This is a genomic window from Solirubrobacter ginsenosidimutans, assembly GCF_027587205.1.
The window spans coordinates 58,217-74,982 of sequence record NZ_JAPDOD010000021.1 but is presented as its reverse complement, the minus strand read 5'-3'; the positions used below and the strand labels follow the sequence as shown (position 1 = coordinate 74,982).

Annotated in this window: 17 protein-coding genes; 14 read left to right on the top strand and 3 right to left on the bottom strand. The window is 70.2% G+C overall.

What is annotated here, in order from left to right:
* Window positions 1–10 precede the first annotated feature (10 nt).
* From OM076_RS21510 to OM076_RS21495, 4 genes are read left to right on the top strand one after another with little or no spacing between them, the layout of a single operon-like run.
* A complete protein-coding gene (locus OM076_RS21510) occupies window positions 11–1,579 on the top strand; it encodes an amino acid permease (RefSeq protein WP_270042123.1) in 1,569 nt (522 codons plus the stop codon).
* Window positions 1,576–2,244: a gamma-glutamyl-gamma-aminobutyrate hydrolase family protein gene (locus OM076_RS21505; protein WP_270042122.1), complete on the top strand. Its 669-nt coding sequence runs from the start codon at window positions 1,576–1,578 to the stop codon at window positions 2,242–2,244. Before OM076_RS21510 ends, OM076_RS21505 begins: the two co-directional genes overlap by 4 nt.
* Window positions 2,241–2,990: an SDR family oxidoreductase gene (locus tag OM076_RS21500; protein WP_270042121.1), complete on the top strand. Its 750-nt coding sequence runs from the start codon at window positions 2,241–2,243 to the stop codon at window positions 2,988–2,990. Before OM076_RS21505 ends, OM076_RS21500 begins: the two co-directional genes overlap by 4 nt.
* Before the next feature lie 41 nt (window positions 2,991–3,031).
* Window positions 3,032–3,817: a PP2C family protein-serine/threonine phosphatase gene (locus tag OM076_RS21495; RefSeq protein WP_270042120.1), complete on the top strand. Its 786-nt coding sequence runs from the start codon at window positions 3,032–3,034 to the stop codon at window positions 3,815–3,817.
* Here OM076_RS21495 and OM076_RS21490 read toward each other — a convergent pair.
* Window positions 3,814–4,152 (bottom strand): CFI-box-CTERM domain-containing protein, encoded by a 339-nt coding sequence (locus OM076_RS21490; protein WP_270042119.1) that lies wholly within the window; start codon window positions 4,150–4,152, stop codon window positions 3,814–3,816. The two genes, OM076_RS21495 and OM076_RS21490, sit on opposite strands and share 4 nt — an antisense overlap.
* A 159-nt stretch (window positions 4,153–4,311) precedes the next feature.
* On the opposite strand from OM076_RS21490, the gene OM076_RS21485 reads away from it, so the two are divergent.
* The 6 genes from OM076_RS21485 (at window position 4,312) to OM076_RS21460 (ending at window position 8,363) form a co-directional block, all read left to right on the top strand.
* On the top strand, window positions 4,312–4,896 hold the full coding sequence (locus tag OM076_RS21485) for a hypothetical protein (RefSeq protein ID WP_270042118.1): 585 nt from the start codon (window positions 4,312–4,314) through the stop codon (window positions 4,894–4,896).
* 147 nt (window positions 4,897–5,043) lie between these two features.
* Window positions 5,044–5,880 carry a Vgb family protein gene (locus OM076_RS21480; protein WP_270042117.1) on the top strand — a complete coding sequence of 279 codons (837 nt, stop codon included), beginning with the start codon at window positions 5,044–5,046 and terminating at the stop codon, window positions 5,878–5,880.
* A 3-nt stretch (window positions 5,881–5,883) separates the two neighbouring features.
* Window positions 5,884–6,861, top strand: a complete 978-nt coding sequence (locus OM076_RS21475; RefSeq protein ID WP_270042116.1) for an NAD-dependent epimerase/dehydratase family protein — start codon at window positions 5,884–5,886, stop codon at window positions 6,859–6,861.
* Window positions 6,862–6,946: 85 nt separating this feature from the next.
* Window positions 6,947–7,441, top strand: coding sequence for a hypothetical protein (locus OM076_RS21470; RefSeq protein WP_270042115.1), 495 nt, complete (start codon window positions 6,947–6,949; stop codon window positions 7,439–7,441).
* 76 nt (window positions 7,442–7,517) lie between these two features.
* Window positions 7,518–7,778, top strand: coding sequence for a hypothetical protein (locus OM076_RS21465; RefSeq protein ID WP_270042114.1), 261 nt, complete (start codon window positions 7,518–7,520; stop codon window positions 7,776–7,778).
* Between the two features lie 33 nt (window positions 7,779–7,811).
* Window positions 7,812–8,363 (top strand): dihydrofolate reductase family protein, encoded by a 552-nt coding sequence (locus OM076_RS21460; protein WP_270042113.1) that lies wholly within the window; start codon window positions 7,812–7,814, stop codon window positions 8,361–8,363.
* Here the strand turns inward: OM076_RS21460 and OM076_RS21455 are convergent.
* A complete protein-coding gene (locus OM076_RS21455) occupies window positions 8,329–9,081 on the bottom strand; it encodes a class I SAM-dependent methyltransferase (protein ID WP_270042112.1) in 753 nt (250 codons plus the stop codon). The genes OM076_RS21460 and OM076_RS21455 overlap by 35 nt on opposite strands.
* Window positions 9,082–9,143: 62 nt before the next feature.
* On the opposite strand from OM076_RS21455, the gene OM076_RS21450 reads away from it, so the two are divergent.
* Together OM076_RS21450 and OM076_RS21445 are read left to right on the top strand one after the other, a co-directional pair.
* Window positions 9,144–9,944 (top strand): ABC transporter ATP-binding protein, encoded by an 801-nt coding sequence (locus OM076_RS21450; protein ID WP_270042111.1) that lies wholly within the window; start codon window positions 9,144–9,146, stop codon window positions 9,942–9,944.
* Window positions 9,941–10,696, top strand: a complete 756-nt coding sequence (locus tag OM076_RS21445) for an ABC transporter permease (protein ID WP_270042110.1) — start codon at window positions 9,941–9,943, stop codon at window positions 10,694–10,696. Before OM076_RS21450 ends, OM076_RS21445 begins: the two co-directional genes overlap by 4 nt.
* Here the strand turns inward: OM076_RS21445 and OM076_RS21440 are convergent.
* The gene (locus tag OM076_RS21440; protein WP_270042109.1) at window positions 10,665–11,720 is read right to left on the bottom strand and encodes a glycosyltransferase; all 1,056 of its coding nucleotides are present in this window, start codon (window positions 11,718–11,720) and stop codon (window positions 10,665–10,667) included. The genes OM076_RS21445 and OM076_RS21440 overlap by 32 nt on opposite strands.
* Here OM076_RS21440 and OM076_RS21435 point away from each other — a divergent pair.
* Window positions 11,710–13,332 (top strand): SIR2 family protein, encoded by a 1,623-nt coding sequence (locus tag OM076_RS21435; RefSeq protein ID WP_270042108.1) that lies wholly within the window; start codon window positions 11,710–11,712, stop codon window positions 13,330–13,332. The genes OM076_RS21440 and OM076_RS21435 overlap by 11 nt on opposite strands.
* The gene (locus OM076_RS46230; protein ID WP_270042107.1) at window positions 13,329–16,745 is read left to right on the top strand and encodes an nSTAND1 domain-containing NTPase; all 3,417 of its coding nucleotides are present in this window, start codon (window positions 13,329–13,331) and stop codon (window positions 16,743–16,745) included. The genes OM076_RS21435 and OM076_RS46230 overlap by 4 nt, the downstream gene beginning before the upstream one ends.
* The last annotated feature ends 21 nt before the right edge of the window (window positions 16,746–16,766 follow it).

Sequence of the window (16,766 nt, the reverse complement as noted above, 5' to 3'; positions counted from 1 at the left end):
GTCGCGGGTCATGGCTGAGACGGTCGCACCGCAGCAGCAGCAGTCCGACGACGAGCGAAGGCTCGCCGAGCTTGGGTACACCCAGGCGTTGCAGCGATCGTGGAGCTCGTTCTCGAACTTCGCGATCTCGTTCACGATCATCTCGGTCCTCGCGGGCTGCTTCACCACCTACGGGCAGGCGTGGAACAACGGCGGGCCGATCGCGATCTCGTGGGGCTGGCCGATCATCTGCGGGCTGATCCTGCTGGTCGCGTTCTCGATGTCAGAGCTCGTGTCGGCGTACCCGACCGCGGGCGGCATCTACTACTGGGCGTCGACGCTGGGCGGGCCGAAGTGGGGCTGGTTCACCGGCTGGTTCAACCTCGTCGGCCTCGTGGGCGTGGTGGCATCGGTCGACTACGGCTGCGCGCAGTTCATGAACGCGACGTTCACGCTGTTCGCGCTCAACCTCGGGTTCGCGAACTGGGGCGACAGCGCGCACATCCTCAGCGAGACGTTCCTGCTGTTCATGGTGATCCTGACGATCCACGCGCTGATCAACATCTACTCCTCGCCGCTGGTCGCGCTCTTCAACAACATCTCGGTCTTCTGGCACGTCGCGGGCGTCACGGCGATCGTGCTGGTCCTCGCCTTTGTCCCGGACACACACCAGAGCGTCGACTTCGTCTTCACCCAGACGATCAACAACTCGGGCTTCGGCGGCGGGATGTTCTGGTTCTACGTGCTGCCGCTCGGCTTCCTGCTGACGATGTACACGCAGACCGGCTACGACGCTTCGGCGCACATCTCCGAGGAGACCCACGGCGCGGCCAAGGCCGCCGCCCAGGGCGTCTGGCGCGCGGTCTTCTGGTCGGGCGTCGGCGGCTGGATCGTGCTGCTGGCGATCACGTTCGCCGCCACCGACGTGGCCGGCATCAACAAGGGCGCCGGGTCCTCCCTGGCGGTCTTCGCCACCTCGCTGCCGGAGGGCTGGCAGAAGGTCGTCGTGCTGATCGCGACGATCGGCCAGCTGTTCTGTGGCATGGCGTGTGTGACATCGTGCTCGCGCATGACCTACGCGTTCTCGCGTGACCGCGCGGTGCCGGGCTGGCGCATGTGGACGCGGCTGAACCACCACCGCGTCCCGGCCTACGCCGTCGTCTTCTCCTGCGTCGCGGCGCTGATCATGACGCTGCCCGCGCTCGAGGGCGATGCCAACGGCGCCCCGTACGCCTTCTTCGCCGTCGTGTCGATCTGCGTGATCGGGCTCTACATCGCCTACGTGCTGCCGATCTACCTGCGCTGGCGCAAGGGCGACGACTTCGTGCCCGGCCCCTGGACGCTCGGCCAGAAGTACAAGTGGATCAACCCGGCGGCGATCATCTGGGTGGCGATCTGCGTGATCATCTTCTGCCTGCCGTTCACCCCCGCGGCGGTCCCGTGGCGGGACGAGTTCGACTGGAAGTACGTCAACTACGCGCCGATCACGGTGGGCGCGGTGCTGTTGATCGTCGGCATCTGGTGGGCGGTGCGCGCCAAGCACACGTTCACGGGTCCGGTCCGCACGGTCGAGTTCGACGACGGTGCCGGCCTTCAGTGAGTTCGAGGCCGGTGATCGGACTGTGCGCGGCGGTCGAGCGTGCGCGCTGGAGCGTGTGGGATGACGAGGCGGTGCTGCTTCCGCGCGGCTACGCGGAAGCGGTCCAGCGCGCCGGCGGGATCGCCGTGATGCTGCCGCCGGACCCGGACCTCAGCGACCCGGGGGCGTACCTGTCGTTCCTGGACGGGCTGATCCTCGCCGGCGGCGCGGACTACGGCGAGGTCCCGGACCGTGACGCGTTCGAGATCGCCCTCGGCCTGGCGGCGCTCGACGCCGATCTGCCGCTGCTGGGGGTCTGTCGCGGGATGCAGTTGATGAACCTCGCCCGCGGCGGCACGCTGATCGACCATCTGCCCGACGTGGTCGGGCACGAGGATCACCGGCTCGTCCCGGGGGCGTTCGGCGATCACGATGTGACGTTGCGCGAGGGCTCGTTGGCGGCGCGGGCCGCGGGTGCGCTGACGCAGCCGACCAAGTCGCACCATCATCAAGGCGTGGATCAGATCGGAGAGGGTTTCCAGGTGACGGGCTGGGCGGTTGTGGATGAGCTGCCGGAGGCGCTGGAGGATCCCTCGCGCCGGTTCGCGCTCGGCGTGCAATGGCATCCCGAGGCCGACCCCGCCGCCCGCGAGATCGCGGCGCTGGTCGAGGCGGCACGCGGATGAGCGGGCGCTTGGAGGGCAAGGTGTGCGTCATCACCGGCGCCGCGGGAGGCATCGGCGCCGAGAGCGCGGCGCTGTTCCGTGCCGAGGGCGCGACCGTCGTGGGTGTGGATCTGCAGGACGACTTCGAGGGCGTCGATCTGGCACTGGCGGCCGACGTCGCGTCCGAGGACGCGGTCATCGGCTTCTTGCAGCGGACCGTCGCCGAGTACGGCCGTCTCGACGTGCTGTTCAACAACGCGGGGATCTCGCCGGACGACGATGTGTCGGTCCTGGACACCACGCTTGAGGCGTGGCAGCGCGTGCAGGACGTCAATCTGCGCTCGGTCTTCTTGTGCTGCAAGCACGGGATCCCGCTGCTGCTGGAGTCCGGCGGCGGGTCGGTGATCAACACCGCGTCGTTCGTGGCGGTGATGGGCGCGGCGACCTCGCAGATCTCCTACACCGCGTCCAAGGGCGCCGTGCTGTCTCTGTCGCGCGAGTTGGGCGTGGAGTTCGCCCGCCGCGGCGTGCGGGTGAACGCGCTCTGCCCCGGCCCGGTCGACACGCCGTTGCTGCGCGAGCTCTACGCGTCCGATCCCGCGAAGGCGGCACGGCGCCTGATCCACCTGCCGATGGGACGTTTCGCGGCCGCGCGGGAGATCGCTTCGGCGGCGCTCTTCCTCGCCTCCGACGAGTCCTCGTACGTCACCGCATCGACCTTCATGGTCGACGGCGGGCTGTCAGGCGCGTACGTAACTCCGGAATAGAGCCTTGCAGCCCGGTGCGGGCAGCGTACGATTCGCCGCAGATGTCGGAGCTCACCTTGGAATGCACAGCCAGGAGCGACATCGGACGGCGTAAGAACAATGAGGATGCGGTCTATGCCAGCCCACGGCTGGCGGCCGTCGCCGACGGGGTCGGCGGCGCCGCGGCGGGCGAGGTCGCCAGCGGGTGGATCATCCAGGCGCTCCAGCACCTCGACAAGTCCAAGCTCGGCGGCCCGCTCGAGCTGGCCCTGCGTGAGGCGATCGCCTGGGGCAACGAGACGATCGGCTTCGTGGGGCAGAACCGCCCGCACATGTCCGGGATGAGCACGACCCTGACCGCGGTCGCGCTCGCCAACGACGGCACCTACGCCTTCGCCAACATCGGCGACTCGCGGACGTACCTGCTGCGCGACGGCGAGCTCAAGCAGCTCACGCGCGACGACAGCTTCGTCCAGCACATGATCGACGAGGGGCATCTGACGGTCGAGCAGGCCCGCCGGCATCCCTCCCGGTCATTGGTGTTGGAGGCGCTCGACGGCAAGCCGGACCGCCGCGCGGTCATCACCACGCTCGCGGCGTGCGCCGACGATCGGCTGCTGCTGTGCTCCGACGGCTTGTCCGATGTCGTCGAATTGAGCGCGCTGCGCGACGTGCTGACCGCCCACGAGTCGCGTCCTGAATGCGTCGACGCCCTCGTGCACCTGGCGCTTGAGAGCGGCGCGCGCGACAACGTCTCGGCGATCGTCGTCGACGTCGTCCCGCGCAGCGACCCGGCGACCGCCTGGCAGTCGCAACTCGACAGCAGTTCGACGGCGACGTCGACCTAACGAATCCGCGTGCGGGCGTAGGCGACCAGCGGCTTGAGCGCCGTGCGGACGACGGGCTTGAAGACCGGGAAGCGCCGCAGGAACCGTGCGCCGTAGGCGCCGTAGCGGTAGTAGACGCGGGTGAAGGCGCGGCCGGCGGGGTTGCGCGACAGGCGCTGGTCGCGATACCGGCGCAGGGTGCGAACGGGCTCGGCCGCGCGGTTGCCGTCGTGGGCGGCGGTGGCGATGAAGCAGGGACCGTCGAAGACCTCGGTGACGAGGCAGCAGCAGTCGTCGGAGTCGGGGCCGCGGCGCTTTCTCCGGCGCCGCTTCTTGCGCGCGAACGGGTTGTCCATGCGCGGACGATAGTCGTACTGGACAAACCCTGTTTGCGTGGACAGAATGGCCGCCGTGGCGATCTACGACGCGATGGACGGCCCGACCTACGCGTCGCTGCGGGTGCGGCTTGGGCGGACACTGTTCACGGCCGGCAGCCACTTCTTCGCCCGGTGACGATGAAGCTCGTCGCCGTGCTCGTGGTGGTGCTCGCGTTTCCGGTCGCGGCGCTCGCCGCTTCTCCGACGCGGATCGTGCGGACGAGCCCGTTCACGGCGGACGGCGCGCTGCGGAGCGGCCTCGTCATCAAGGACCGCTTCGACGGCGATTGCTACGCCGGGTCGTCGCGGGTGGGTGGCGTCTACACCTGCAGCGGCGAGCATGTCGTGGCCGACCCCTGCTGGAAGGACCCGCGCGCCGACCCGCCCCGCTTCATCTGCCAGTACGCGCCCTGGCAACGGCGGGTCTCGGCGTTCGACGTGGACACCGTTCCGGATCCGCCCGACGAGGGCGGGGACACCCGCGGGTCGCCGTGGGGCATCCGCCTGGCCGGCGGACGGCGTTGCGTGTCGCTGCGCGGCGCCGTCGACCGGTTCGACGGGCACTACCTGTCGTACACGTGCGGAGGGACGCTGTCGCTGGTCGACAGCGTGCGACGTGGGGGCGCCGTGTGGCGCATTCGAACCGCCCGCTACCACCGCGCGAGTGGCTACACCCTCGGCCCGTGGCGAGTGATCGCCACCGGCTACTTCGGGCGCCCCTAGTTTCCCGAGCCGGTTGTCGTGCTCACGCGCGCCGATCACCCCGCCGGCGCGCGGTGTGGTCACTCAACGTTGTCAGGCAACGTCTAGTGACCACTCTCCGCGAACGCGCCCACTCGAACCCGGCGCAGTTGACTAGAGTCGCCGCCGATGCAGGTAGAGGTGGGTGGCGGCCCGTATGCGCTGGCGGCGGGGCCTGATGGCGCGATCTGGGTGACGCTCGTCCACGGCGATCAGGTCGCGCGGGTGGCCATGGACGGTGCGGTCGAGACGTTCGACGTGGGTGCGCGGCCGTCGATCATCACGGCGGCGCGGGACGGCGCGCTGTGGTTCACGCTGAGCGGCGACGACGCGATCGGGCGGATCTCGACGGCCGGTGAGGTGACGTCGTTCCCCCTGTCCCAAGGCAGCGCACCCTTCGGGCTGACCAGCGGACCCGACGGCGCACTGTGGTTCACCGCGATGGGGACGCACACGGTGGGGCGCATGACGCTCAGCGGCGAGGTCACCGAGTTCGCGCTGCCCGGCGGGTCGATGCCGTCGATGATCACCAACGGCCCCGACGGCGCGCTGTGGTTCACGCTCAACCAGGCGCACGCGATCGGGCGGATCGACACGCGCGGGGACCTGCGCATCCGCGACATCCCCACCCGCGGCGGCGGACCCGTCGGGATCACCGCCACCCACGACGCGCTCTGGTTCACGGAGATCCTCGCGGGCAAGCTCGGGCGGATCGCGGACGAGGCGCCGATCCAGGAGCTCGAGCTGGACCCCGAGTCCCGCCCGCACGCGATCATCGCCGCGCAGGCCGACGGCGTGTGGGTGAGCCTGTGGGGCGCCAATCAGATCGCCCATGTCAGCGACGAGGGCGAGATCGCGACGCTCGACCTGCCACCCGGCAGCGAGCCGCACGGGCTCGCGATCGGCCCCGACGACGCGCTCTGGGTCGCCCTTGAAGCCGGCACCGTCATACGTATAACCTCCTAGACCATGCGCATCCTCGTCACCGGCAGCTCAGGCCATCTCGGTGAGGCGCTGTGCCGCGTGCTCGCGGCCGACGGCGTCGAGACGATCGGCCTCGACATCCTCCCCTCGCCGCACACGACCGTCGTCGGCTCCGTCGCGGACCGCCCGCTCGTGCGCAGCGCGCTCGACGGGGTCGACGCGATCCTCCACGCCGCCACGTTGCACAAGCCGCACGTCGGCTCCCACACCCGCCAGGAGTTCGTCGAGACCAACATCACCGGCACGCTCACGCTGCTCGAGGAAGCGGTCGCAGCCGGCGTCGGCCGCGTCATCTACACGAGCACGACCAGCGCCTTCGGCCGCGCCCTCACGCCGGAGGCGGGTGCCCCCGCGAACTGGATCACCGAGGACGTCGCCCCCGTCCCGCGCAACATCTACGGCGTCACCAAGACCGCGGCGGAGAACGTCTGCGAGCTGATCCACCGCGACCACGGCCTCCCGATCCTGATCCTGCGGACGTCGCGGTTCTTCCCCGAGGCCGACGATCGCGACGAGGTCCGCGAGGCCTTCGCCGACGCCAACCTCAAGGTCAACGAGCTGCTCTACCGCCGCGCCGACCTCGCGGACATCGTCAGCGCCCACCGGCTCGCGCTCGACCGGGCGCCCGAGCTCGGCTTCGGCCGCTACATCATCAGCGCCACGACGCCCTTCACACGGGACGACCTCGCGAAGCTGCACGAGAACGCGCCCGCCGTGGTCGCGCGCCACGCCCCCGCATACGCCGACCTCTACGAGCAGCTCGGCTGGCGGATGTTCGACACGATCGAGCGCGTCTACGTCAACGAGGCGGCACGGCGCGACCTCGGCTGGCGCCCGCGCTATGACTTCGCGTACGCGCTGGAGCGGCTCGCGCGCGGTGAGGAGTGGCGGAGCGAGCTCGCGCTCCAGGTCGGCGCGAAGGGCTACCACGCCGAGTCGACCGGGCCGTACACCGTCCGCTGAGGTCTTCGTTACGGCGGCCACCCGCCAAGACGCCCACAAGTTGGCTCCACCGACGCGTGACCCGCCGCCCGGCAGGCTTGCCGGCGTGATCTCGCCGAACCGCATCGCCCTGACCGTCGCCGGCATCTTCGCCCTGTTCATCGCCATCGGCGCCACGTTCATCTGGGTGAACGGCAAGAACAGCGGCGGCGCGCGCGAAGCTTCAACGCAGTTCGCGGCCGCGGTCGTCAACCAGAACCCCCGGCTGGCGCCCAAGGGCGCCGAGAGCTACGTGGCCGACATCGAGAAGCGCTTCGGGGCCGTGTCGGGCGCCCGCGTCATCGACACCCACAACACCCACCACGGCCACGGCGACAGCGCGACCTCCAACTACGTCTCCGACGTGCTGCTCGAGACGGCCAAGGGCCCGGCGGTCGTCGAGCTCGTCTTCGACGCCGCATTCATGGTCTGGGGCACGAAGACGGTCACCGACATCGAGGAGCTCGCGCCCGTCGACGTCCCCGACGACGCGCTCAGCGACGACGAGTTCGTCGCGCTGGCCAAGGCGTTCGTCGCCCGCGGCGGCGAGCCCACCAGCTGACCCGCTGGCGCGACGCTCTAGTTGATTGTCTGACCGGCGACGGGTGCGCCGCCGCCGATGGGCGTATTTTCTGTTCGTGGCAACGCGTCCGTGGACCGTGGAGGGTCCCGTCGACCTCGAGTTCGACGATGTCACCCGCGAGCGCAACCGCTCCGAGCTCACCGATCCGCACCTGAAGCGCCGTTTTCGCCGCAAGCACCCGCTGCGCCGCGGAGCCGACTACGACGAGATGGTCCGCGCACTCGACTTCGTCTGGGACTGCCCGGCCGACGGCAGCGTCAACGTCACCGGGTTCTGCTGCGCGACCTGCGGCCGGTCGCGCGCCGAGTTCTTGTAGTCCCCTCCGGCGTCTCCCGTTCGTCAAGGCGGCATGGGACACGTGACCGTGGTGCAGTTCATCTCCCTCGACGGTGTGATCGAGGACCCCGACGGCAGGGACGGGACGGCCTTCGGCGGCTGGGCGTTCCGGTACGGACCGGAGACGGTCGCGGGCGACAAGTTCCGGCTCGGCGAGGCGCTGGAGACGTCGTCGCTCCTGTTCGGGCGCGCGACGTGGGAGCGGTTCGCGCGGCTCTGGCCGGCGCGCGACGACGCCTTCGCGGACGTCATGAACCGCATCCCGAAGCTCGTCGCGTCCCGCTCGCCCGTGGACGTGAGCCGCTGGAGCAACTCGGCGCAATTGTCGGGTGGCGTGACCGAGGTCGACGGCGACGTGATCGTCGTGGGCAGTGCGAGCATCGCCGGCCAGCTGATCGAACACGACCTCGTCGACGAGTACCGGCTGCTGGTCTTCCCGCTCGTGATCGGCGAGGGCCGGCGGCTGTTCGAGCGCGGGCCGGTCTCGCTCGAGCTCGTCGCCTGCGAGCGCGCGGGCGAGGCGGCGATGCTCACCTACCGCAGACGAGCCACGCCTTTGCGGTGAGGGTGAACGGCCCGTCGGGGATGACGAGCCGTTCGCGGAAGGCCGCTTTCAGCGCGGCTCGCGGCTCGGAGGCGAGTGCGACCGCCCACGCGCCGGCGGGCCCGACGCCGCGCTCGAACGGCGCCCACAGGTCGTCGAAGCCTTCGTAGGCCGCCTCGACGACCGCCGACGTGACGGTCACGTCGTCCAGACCCGCCCGCGCCCAGAGCGAGCGCAGGCCGTCCGGTGTGCAGAGCGTGCCGCGGCCTTCGTCGAGAGCCGCGGCCGCAGGGTCGAGCGCGACCGCGGCATCCCAGAACCGCCGCAGCAGCGTCATCTCGCCCACGTAGTCCCAGACCGCGGCGGCAACCCTCCCGGCGACGCGCCGCATCTCCCCCACCCCGGCGAGCGGGTCGGCCATGAAGTTCACGACGAGCTGGGAGAGCGCGACGTCGAAGGCGTCATCCGCGAACGGCAGCGCCTCGGCGGGCGCCACGCGCACGTCGACGCCCGGCAGCCGCGCGCTCGCCGCGTCCACGAACGGCGCCGACGGGTCGGCCGCCGCGACGTTGTCCGGGCCGAGCAGCGCCACGAGCTCGCCGGCGAGCCCGCCCGGCCCGCACCCGACATCCAGCGCCCGCACCCCGGGCTCGACACCCGCAAACGCGATCAGCTCCCGCCCCAGCGCCGCGCTATAGCGCCCGATGTGCCGGTCATACGCGTCCGCCGCCGCAAACACTCCGCGAGCATCCCACACACGGCACCGATGAGTTCTCGCGCCTCTTGAAGTCCTAGGAGGCAATGAGCGAACGAGCGCAGGTCGCGGTGCGGGCCGAAGGGCTGGTCAAGCACTACGGCGACGTAGAGGCGGTGCGGGGTGTCGACCTGCGGGTCGCGCGCGGGGAGGTGTTCGGGTTCCTCGGCCCCAACGGCGCCGGAAAGAGCACCACGGTGCGGATGTTGACGACGCTGCTGTCGATCACCGCCGGGAGCGCGCACGTCGCGGGCGTCGACGTGGCGAAGGACCCTGACGCGGCGCGGCACAAGATCGGGGTCGCGTTGCAGGAGGCCGGGCTCGACCCTCGCCAGACCGGGCGCGAGTTGCTGATCCTGCAGGCGCGGCTGTTCGGGATGAACGGCCAGGAGGCGAAGGAGCGCGCCGAGGAGCTGCTGGTGCTGGTCGAACTGACCGACGCCGCCGACCGGCGCATCAAGGGCTACAGCGGCGGGATGAAGCGGCGGCTCGACCTCGCCTCCGCGCTCGTGCACGAGCCCGAGGTGCTGTTCCTGGACGAGCCGACGACCGGCCTCGATCCCGCCAGCCGGTTGACCGTGTGGGACGAGGTCCAGCGCATCAACCGCCACGGCACGACCGTCTTCCTCACCACGCAGTACCTCGAGGAGGCCGACCAGCTCTGCGATCGGCTCGCGATCATCGACGGCGGCGTGATCGTCCGCGAGGGGACGCCGCAGCAGCTCAAGAACGAGCTCATGCAGCGGCTCGAGCTCGACACCGAGCCCACGCTCGACGACGTCTTCCTCGATGCCACCGGCCGCTCGCGCAGCCGCGGCGCCGGTGATGTCCAAGAGGTGACGGCATGACCCATGCCTGGGTGCTCGGACAGCGCGCGCTGCGCGAGGCGTACCGCACGCCGGAGGCGATCCTCCCCACGCTCTTCATCCCGCTCTTCTTCCTCGTCGTCAACGTCGGCCAGGCGGGCAAGATCTTCCCGGCGGCGTCGACCGACTTCCTGCAGGGCCAGGGCTACGGCGCGTTCCAGCTGCCGCAGTCGCTGCTGCTGGCGGCCTCGTTCGGCACCGCGGCGCTGTTCCTCGTGGAGGACATCGAGGGCGGGTACTTCGACAAGCTCCGCGCGGCGCCGATCTCGCGCGTCGCGATCGTGCTCGGCCGGCTCGTCGCCGAGCTGGCCAAGGGCCTGCTCATCTCCGCCGCGATCGTCCTGCTCGGCGTCGTGTTCGGGATCAGCATCGCGAGCGGCATCCTCGGCTTCATCCTGCTGATCGTGCTGACCGCGCTGTGGGCGGTCGTGTTCGTCGGCTTCATGCAGCTGATCGCGCTCAAGACCCGCAGCGCGGCGGCCACGAACTCCGGCGGACTGATCTTCTTCCCGCTGCTGTTCCTGACGCCGAACTTCGTCCCGCGCGACATGCTCACGCACCCGATGGAGGTCGCCGCGACCTTGAACCCCGTCACCTACGTGATGGAGTCGCTGCGCTCGCTGATTCTCGAGGACCTCGTCTGGAGCTCGATCTGGCCCGGGTTCCTGGTCGTCGCGGTGGCCGGCGCACTGATGCTCGCCCTCAACGTGCGGCTGATCCAGCGCTACGACTGAACAGCTCCAGCGCGGCCTCGACCGGCGGCAGGGAGCGCATCGTGTCGGCGACGCGCTCCGCCGCCTCGCGGTAGGACCGCTCGTTCAGCAGCTCATGCACCGCGCCGGCCACATCGTCCTCGACCACGATCCCCGCGCCGAGCTCGGTCACGCGGGCGGCGTTGGCGGGACCGTCGACGAACTGCGGCATGAAGGCGAGCGGGACGCCGGCGGCCAGCGCCGCCAGCGTCCCGCCCGACCCGCCGTGGCCGACCATCGCCGCGGCGTGCGGCATGACGTCTCCCTGATCGACCCAGCGCTCGACGCGGACGTTCGCCGGCAGCGGACCCAGCGCGTCGACGTCCACATGGCGGCCGACCGTCATCAGCACCCGCTTCGGCACGCCCGCCAGCGCCCGCGCGATGGCGCGGAAGAGCTCGGGCGAGCGGATCTCGCTCCCGAACGAGACGTAGACGAGCGAGCGGTCCACGCGCTCGCGCGCCGGGTGGCGGAACCGGTGCACGCCGGGCGCGTCACCGAACGGGGAGAGCGTGAGCACGGGCGCGTCGAGGCGGTAGGGGCCGAGCCGCTCGAGGGCGGGCGCGGCGATCGCGTGCAGGCCGCCGTCGGTGTCGATGGCCGCGTCGAGGTGCGGGCCGACGGCGACGACCGGCACGTTGAAGTGGGCAGCCGCGATCGTCGAGGAGAACTCGGTGGTCTCGCGCACGATCAGGTCGGCGCCGTGGTTGTGGACCAGGGCGAGCATTCCCGGCAGCGCCGCGTAGGCATCGAGGCCGATGAACAGCTCCTGGACGACGTGCACGGCGCCCGGGCTGTCGGGACCGAACACGGCCGCCCACCGCTCGGCGCGATCCCACGGCTCCCCGAGCGCGTAGCACTCGAACCCGGCCCGCTCGACCATCCCGCGCGCCGCGCCCGGCGCAGCGACCACCACGTCATGTCCGGCGCGCTGCGCGGCGCGGGCGAACGGGACCAGCGGCTGGAAATGGCCGCCGCCCTGACAGGTCGCGAAGATGATCCGCATACAGGGACCAAACGGCGCTGTCGTCGACACTATTCCCGGCGCCCTCCAACGAATTTTCGGTGCATTGAACCGACGTTCAGCGCGCAGGTATGGTCTGCACATGACGGCGCTGCCGATCGAGCACGACCCGCCTGAGGCGCGCCTGACGGCGTTCGTCAGCTACCGGCGTTCCGACGCCGCAGCCCACGCACGGCTGCTCGCGGACGCCTTGCGCGAGCGGTTCGGCGACGTGTTCTTCGACGTCGAGTCGTTGGCGCTCGGCTCGCGCTGGGCGGACGCGATCGCGGCCAACATCGCCGCCGCTGACGTCCTGCTCGTCGTGATGGGCGAGCGTTGGGTGACGCTCGCCGACGACTACGGGCGACGCGAGGTCCGCGATCCCGATGAGGAGGACGTCCTGCGCCGCGAGGTCGAGCATGCCTTGCGTGCGCACAAACTGATCGTTCCCGTGCTCCTCGACAACGCGACGCTCGACCACTCGGCCCGCTGGCCACGAGCCTTCCGGCCGGTCGCCGAGCGCCAAAGCGTGAGGCTGCGCCACGAGAGCTGGCCACGCGACCTCGACGCCCTGCTCAACACGCTGCCCGCGCTCGTCGCCCGGCACCCCCCGCCCCCGCCGCCGCCGCGGCGACCGCCCGCTCCCACGCTCATCGGCGCGCAGCTGAGCCCGCATTTCGCCCAGTTGATCAACGCCTTGGAGGGCAAGGGCCGCCTGATCCCGGTGCTCGGCTCGGGCCCGGTGGAAGGCGAGCCGGACACGCCCTGGCAGCGTGGCTGCGGGAGGATGCCGCAAGGTGGCGACCTCGCGCGGGAGCTTGCCGAGCGCTACTCGCTCGGCCCCGGCCCGTTCGACCTCGCGCGGGTGTCGCAACAGATCGTCTCCACGCTCACGCCGGGCGACCTGCATGAGGCGCTCGAGGAGATCCTCGAGTCCGAGGACTGCGTGCCGGCCGTGGTGCATCGCTTCCTGGCCGGCCTCCCGGGGTTGCTGCGCGCCCGCGGGCGAGAGCGCTACCAGATGATCCTCACCGCGAGCTACGACACCGCGCTCGAATGCGCCTTCGACGAGGCGGAAGAGCCGTACGACGTCGTGGTCTTCATCGCGGCCGGCGAGCACGGCGGCCGCTTCGTGCATCTGCCATGGTGGGACCGCTCAGGCGAGGACGCGCGGCCGACGGGCATCGCCAACGACTACTCCGGGTTGCCGGTGACACCGCAGGGCCGGCTCGAGCGCTCGATCATCGTCAAGTTGCACGGCGGCATGCTGCGCGGCGCTCCGTTCGCCTGGCGCGAGGAGCACGAACACAACTTCGTCGTCACCGAAGACGACTACATCGACTACCTCAGCCGGGAGCCGATCGCCACGCTGATCCCCTCGCAATTGCTGGGGAGGTTGCGCAACAGCAATTTCCTCTTCCTGGGGTACGGCGTCGCGGATTGGAGCCTGCGCGTGTTCCTCCAACGCATCTGGAGCGCCAACGTGCGCGGCTGGTCCGTGCAACGCGAGCACCACCCCGTCGCCGAGGGCGTCTGGAAGCAGTTGGGGGTGGACCGGATCAAGATGCCGCTCGACGCGTACCTCGAGGAGTTCGAGCGTCACCTCAAATCGTGACCAAGGACTGCCCGTACGTCGGGTTGAACTACTTCCTCGAAGCTGACGCCGACTACTTCTTCGGGCGTGAGGTCGAGTCGCGGCGGGTGATCGGAAACCTCCTGGCGACGCGGCTCACACTGCTCTACGCGCAGAGCGGGGTGGGTAAGAGCTCGCTGCTGCGCGCCGGAGCCGCGGCGACGCTGCGCTCCGCCGCACGAGCGACCTTCGAGGAGGACGGCGCGCCGGACTTCGTTCCGGTGGTGTTCAGCGCCTGGCACGGTGACGTGGAGACCTCGCTCGCGGACGCCATCGTGGCCGCCGCGCAACCGTTCGCGGGCGAGATCGACGTGCGCAAGGAGACCTTCGAGGCGACGCTGGCCCACGCGGTCGAGGTGGTCGACGCGCCACTGCTGCTGATCCTCGACCAGTTCGAGGAGTTCTTCCTCTACCACGGTGCTGACGAGGAGGGCGCGAAGTTCGCCGACGCGCTCGCGCGCTGCGTCCTCGATCCCGACCTGCGCGCGAACTTCCTCCTGTCGATCCGCGAAGACGCGTACGCCTCCATCGGCGAGCATTTCAAGGCGCGGATTCCGAACGTCTACGGCAACTTCCTGTATCTCGAGTACCTGGACGAGGAGGCCGCCCGCGCCGCGATCTCCAAGCCGCTCGAGCAGTACAACCGTTCGAACGGCACCCGTGTCGAGATCGAGCCGGCGTTGGTGGACGACGTCCTCGACGGCATCCGCCGGCAGGGCGCCGCGCGCTACGAGAGTGCCTACCTGCAGCTCGTGATGGAGGAGATCTGGAGGCTCGAGATGGCTTCGGACTCCCCGACGCTGCGGCAGGAGACGCTGTTCGTGCGCGGTGGGGCGCCGGAGATCATCCGTTCGTTGCTCATGCGGGCGATCGACAAGCTCTCGCCTGAGCAGACGACGCTGGCGGCGAACGCCTTCCGTCACCTCGTCACCTCGAACGGGACCAAGATCGCGCTCACGGCGGGTGAGCTGGCGGAGATGGCCGAGCTCGACCAGGCGGAGCTCGAGCCCGTGCTCGCGCATCTGTTGCGTGCGCGGATGCTGCGGGAGGTCGAGCGCGGCGAGCACGGTGTTCGCTACGAGCTGTTCCACGACCGGCTCGGGCCGCCGGTGGTCGAGTGGCGGCGCGAGCATCTCGCGGCCGTTCGCGAGGCACGGCGATACACCGAGGAGCGTCGCGAGGCGGAGCTGAAGGAGGCCAGGCTCAACAGAATGTTGGAGACCGAGCAGGTGCGCGGCGTGCGGCGCACGAGGATCGCGTTCTTCGTCGTCTCCGGCCTCTTCGTGCTCGCGATGCTCGTGGCGGTGCTGGCGGTGCAGCAGAGAAGGACGGCGATCGACCAGGCGAACATCGCGAGGTCCCGGGCGCTGGCGGCCGATTCCGCCGGCCTGCTGGCCATCGATCCCGAACGAAGCCTGATCGCCGCGCGCCAGGCGGCGACCTTGGACCCGACGACCGAGGCTGTCGCCGCCCTACGCAGCGCGCTCTCGACGTCGCGCGTGCGCGCCAGGTGGCGACTCGGCCCGGTCGACCAGGCAAGTGTGTCGGCCGACGGCCGTCTGCTCGTCACCGCCGCCGGGCGCCGAGCCAGGTTGTGGAGGACCCGCAACGGACGCGAGCTCGCGAACGAGACGTTCCAGCCATCCGTGCACGCCGTTACCCTCGGCACGCGGGGCCAGACAGCGCTCGTCACCACCGGTGCCAAGGTGTACGTGATCGGGCCGGACGCACCACGCACGTTGTTCAACGGCGGCGCCACCGTCGACAGCGTCTCAGTCGATGCTGGCGGAACGCGCGTCGCAATCAAGACGATCGACGACGTCGTCAGCGTTGTGGACGTGGCGACCGGAAGGACCGTGGCCAGGTCCGAGATGCTCGGCCCGGTGGTGTTCGATCCGCAGGACCCCTCGGCCTTGGTGACCAGCGACTGCCGGGACGCACCGCAACGAGTGTCTGCGACGAGCACCGAGGAGGTCCTCAGCGGCGATGTGGTCTCCGGGTGCACAATCTCCGTCAGTCCGGATGGACAGCATTCGGTCAATTACGACGCCAGAGGCCTGGTGCGGCTGTGGGACATTCCACGCGGCCGCCCGCTCCGGAGCATGGTTGACTCGGTCGACCTGGTCAGCGCCGTCGCATGGAGCCCGGACGGTGAGCGTCTCGCGATTGCCGGCGGGACGCTCGCGACGGTGCTCAGTGCACGTACCGGGATCACGCTCGCGCGTCTCGCCGGGCATTCCGATGTCATCTCTAGCGTCGCCTTCTCGGCGTCGGGAGCGGAACTCGTGACCACGAGCCGTGATGGCACCGCACGTACCTGGGAAGCCCGGAACGGCAAGCCGCTCGTGACGCTCCTCGGGCACAAGAACGATGTACTCGACGCCGCCTTCTTGCCCGGAGACCGGGGTATCGCGACCGCGTCGACGGACGGAACCGCACGGCGCTGGCAGGTCGAGCAGGGCGGTGTTCTCCGTGAGAACAACCGCGTCCTCAGCGTCGCCTTCGCCCCGAACGGCCGGCAGGTCGCATCGGCCTCACGCGATGGATCCGCACGCCTCTGGGATCTCACGACACAGGTTGCGACGCGAGTGCGTGTGTCCCGGCCGCGCGCTCGCGTACTCAACTCGGTCGCGTTTGATCCCACCGGTCGGCGCGTCGTCCTCGCCGGCGAAGACAGGCTCCGGCGGGCGCTGCTGATCATCACCGACGCGGCTACCCGCCGATCGATCGGCAGCTACCGGAGCCGTGACGACGCCTTCTTGTCCGCGCGGTTCTCGCCCGACGGGAGCCAGATCGTCGCCACGACCATCCAGCGAGTGATCGTGCTCGACGTCGGCACGCTCCGTGTCCTGCCGGTGACGCTGGGGCGGCCCCCGGGGGCTTACACCAGTGCCGAGTTCACCCCCGGCGGGCGGGAAATACTGGCCGCGAGAGATGATGGCTCCGCCGTCATCCTGGACCTCCGGAGCCGTAACGTCAGACCATATGGCCCAGCGCCGGGTGCGCTCGCGGGCGCGACGATGAGCCCGGACGGGCGCCGGATCCTCATGTTCGGCTCGAACGCGGTCGCGCAGATCGTGGACGCCACAAGCGGGCAACTGCTGGCCCGGCTCACCGGCCACACCGCTCCGGTCACCAGCGGCGCGTTCAGCCCCGACGGAGCGACGGTCGTCACCGCCAGCGCCGACCGCACGACTCGTGTCTGGGACGCCAGCAATGGCGAGCTCCTGTCGACCCAGGCCTATCACGGCGACGGCGTCAACAGCGTCGCCTACTCGCGGGACGGCGGAACGATCGTCTCGGGAAGCGACGATTGGACCGTCCGGCTGTATCCGTGCGCGACCTGCGGTTCGCTCGGGCGGCTGCTCGCGCTGGCGCGGGTACGCACGCCGTAGCCGCGCGGGTCATGGGGTCCG

Coding starts and splice junctions, on each gene's coding strand:
- OM076_RS21445 (WP_270042110.1), top strand. CDS start 9,941: ATGACCCATGCCTGGGTGCTCGGACAGCGCGCGCTGCGCGAGGCGTAC.
- OM076_RS21460 (WP_270042113.1), top strand. CDS start 7,812: ATGGGACACGTGACCGTGGTGCAGTTCATCTCCCTCGACGGTGTGATC.
- OM076_RS21510 (WP_270042123.1), top strand. CDS start 11: ATGGCTGAGACGGTCGCACCGCAGCAGCAGCAGTCCGACGACGAGCGA.
- OM076_RS21435 (WP_270042108.1), top strand. CDS start 11,710: ATGATCCGCATACAGGGACCAAACGGCGCTGTCGTCGACACTATTCCC.
- OM076_RS21490 (WP_270042119.1), bottom strand. CDS start 4,152: ATGGACAACCCGTTCGCGCGCAAGAAGCGGCGCCGGAGAAAGCGCCGC.
- OM076_RS21480 (WP_270042117.1), top strand. CDS start 5,044: ATGCAGGTAGAGGTGGGTGGCGGCCCGTATGCGCTGGCGGCGGGGCCT.
- OM076_RS21495 (WP_270042120.1), top strand. CDS start 3,032: ATGTCGGAGCTCACCTTGGAATGCACAGCCAGGAGCGACATCGGACGG.
- OM076_RS21475 (WP_270042116.1), top strand. CDS start 5,884: ATGCGCATCCTCGTCACCGGCAGCTCAGGCCATCTCGGTGAGGCGCTG.
- OM076_RS21500 (WP_270042121.1), top strand. CDS start 2,241: ATGAGCGGGCGCTTGGAGGGCAAGGTGTGCGTCATCACCGGCGCCGCG.
- OM076_RS21440 (WP_270042109.1), bottom strand. CDS start 11,720: ATGCGGATCATCTTCGCGACCTGTCAGGGCGGCGGCCATTTCCAGCCG.
- OM076_RS21485 (WP_270042118.1), top strand. CDS start 4,312: ATGAAGCTCGTCGCCGTGCTCGTGGTGGTGCTCGCGTTTCCGGTCGCG.
- OM076_RS21450 (WP_270042111.1), top strand. CDS start 9,144: ATGAGCGAACGAGCGCAGGTCGCGGTGCGGGCCGAAGGGCTGGTCAAG.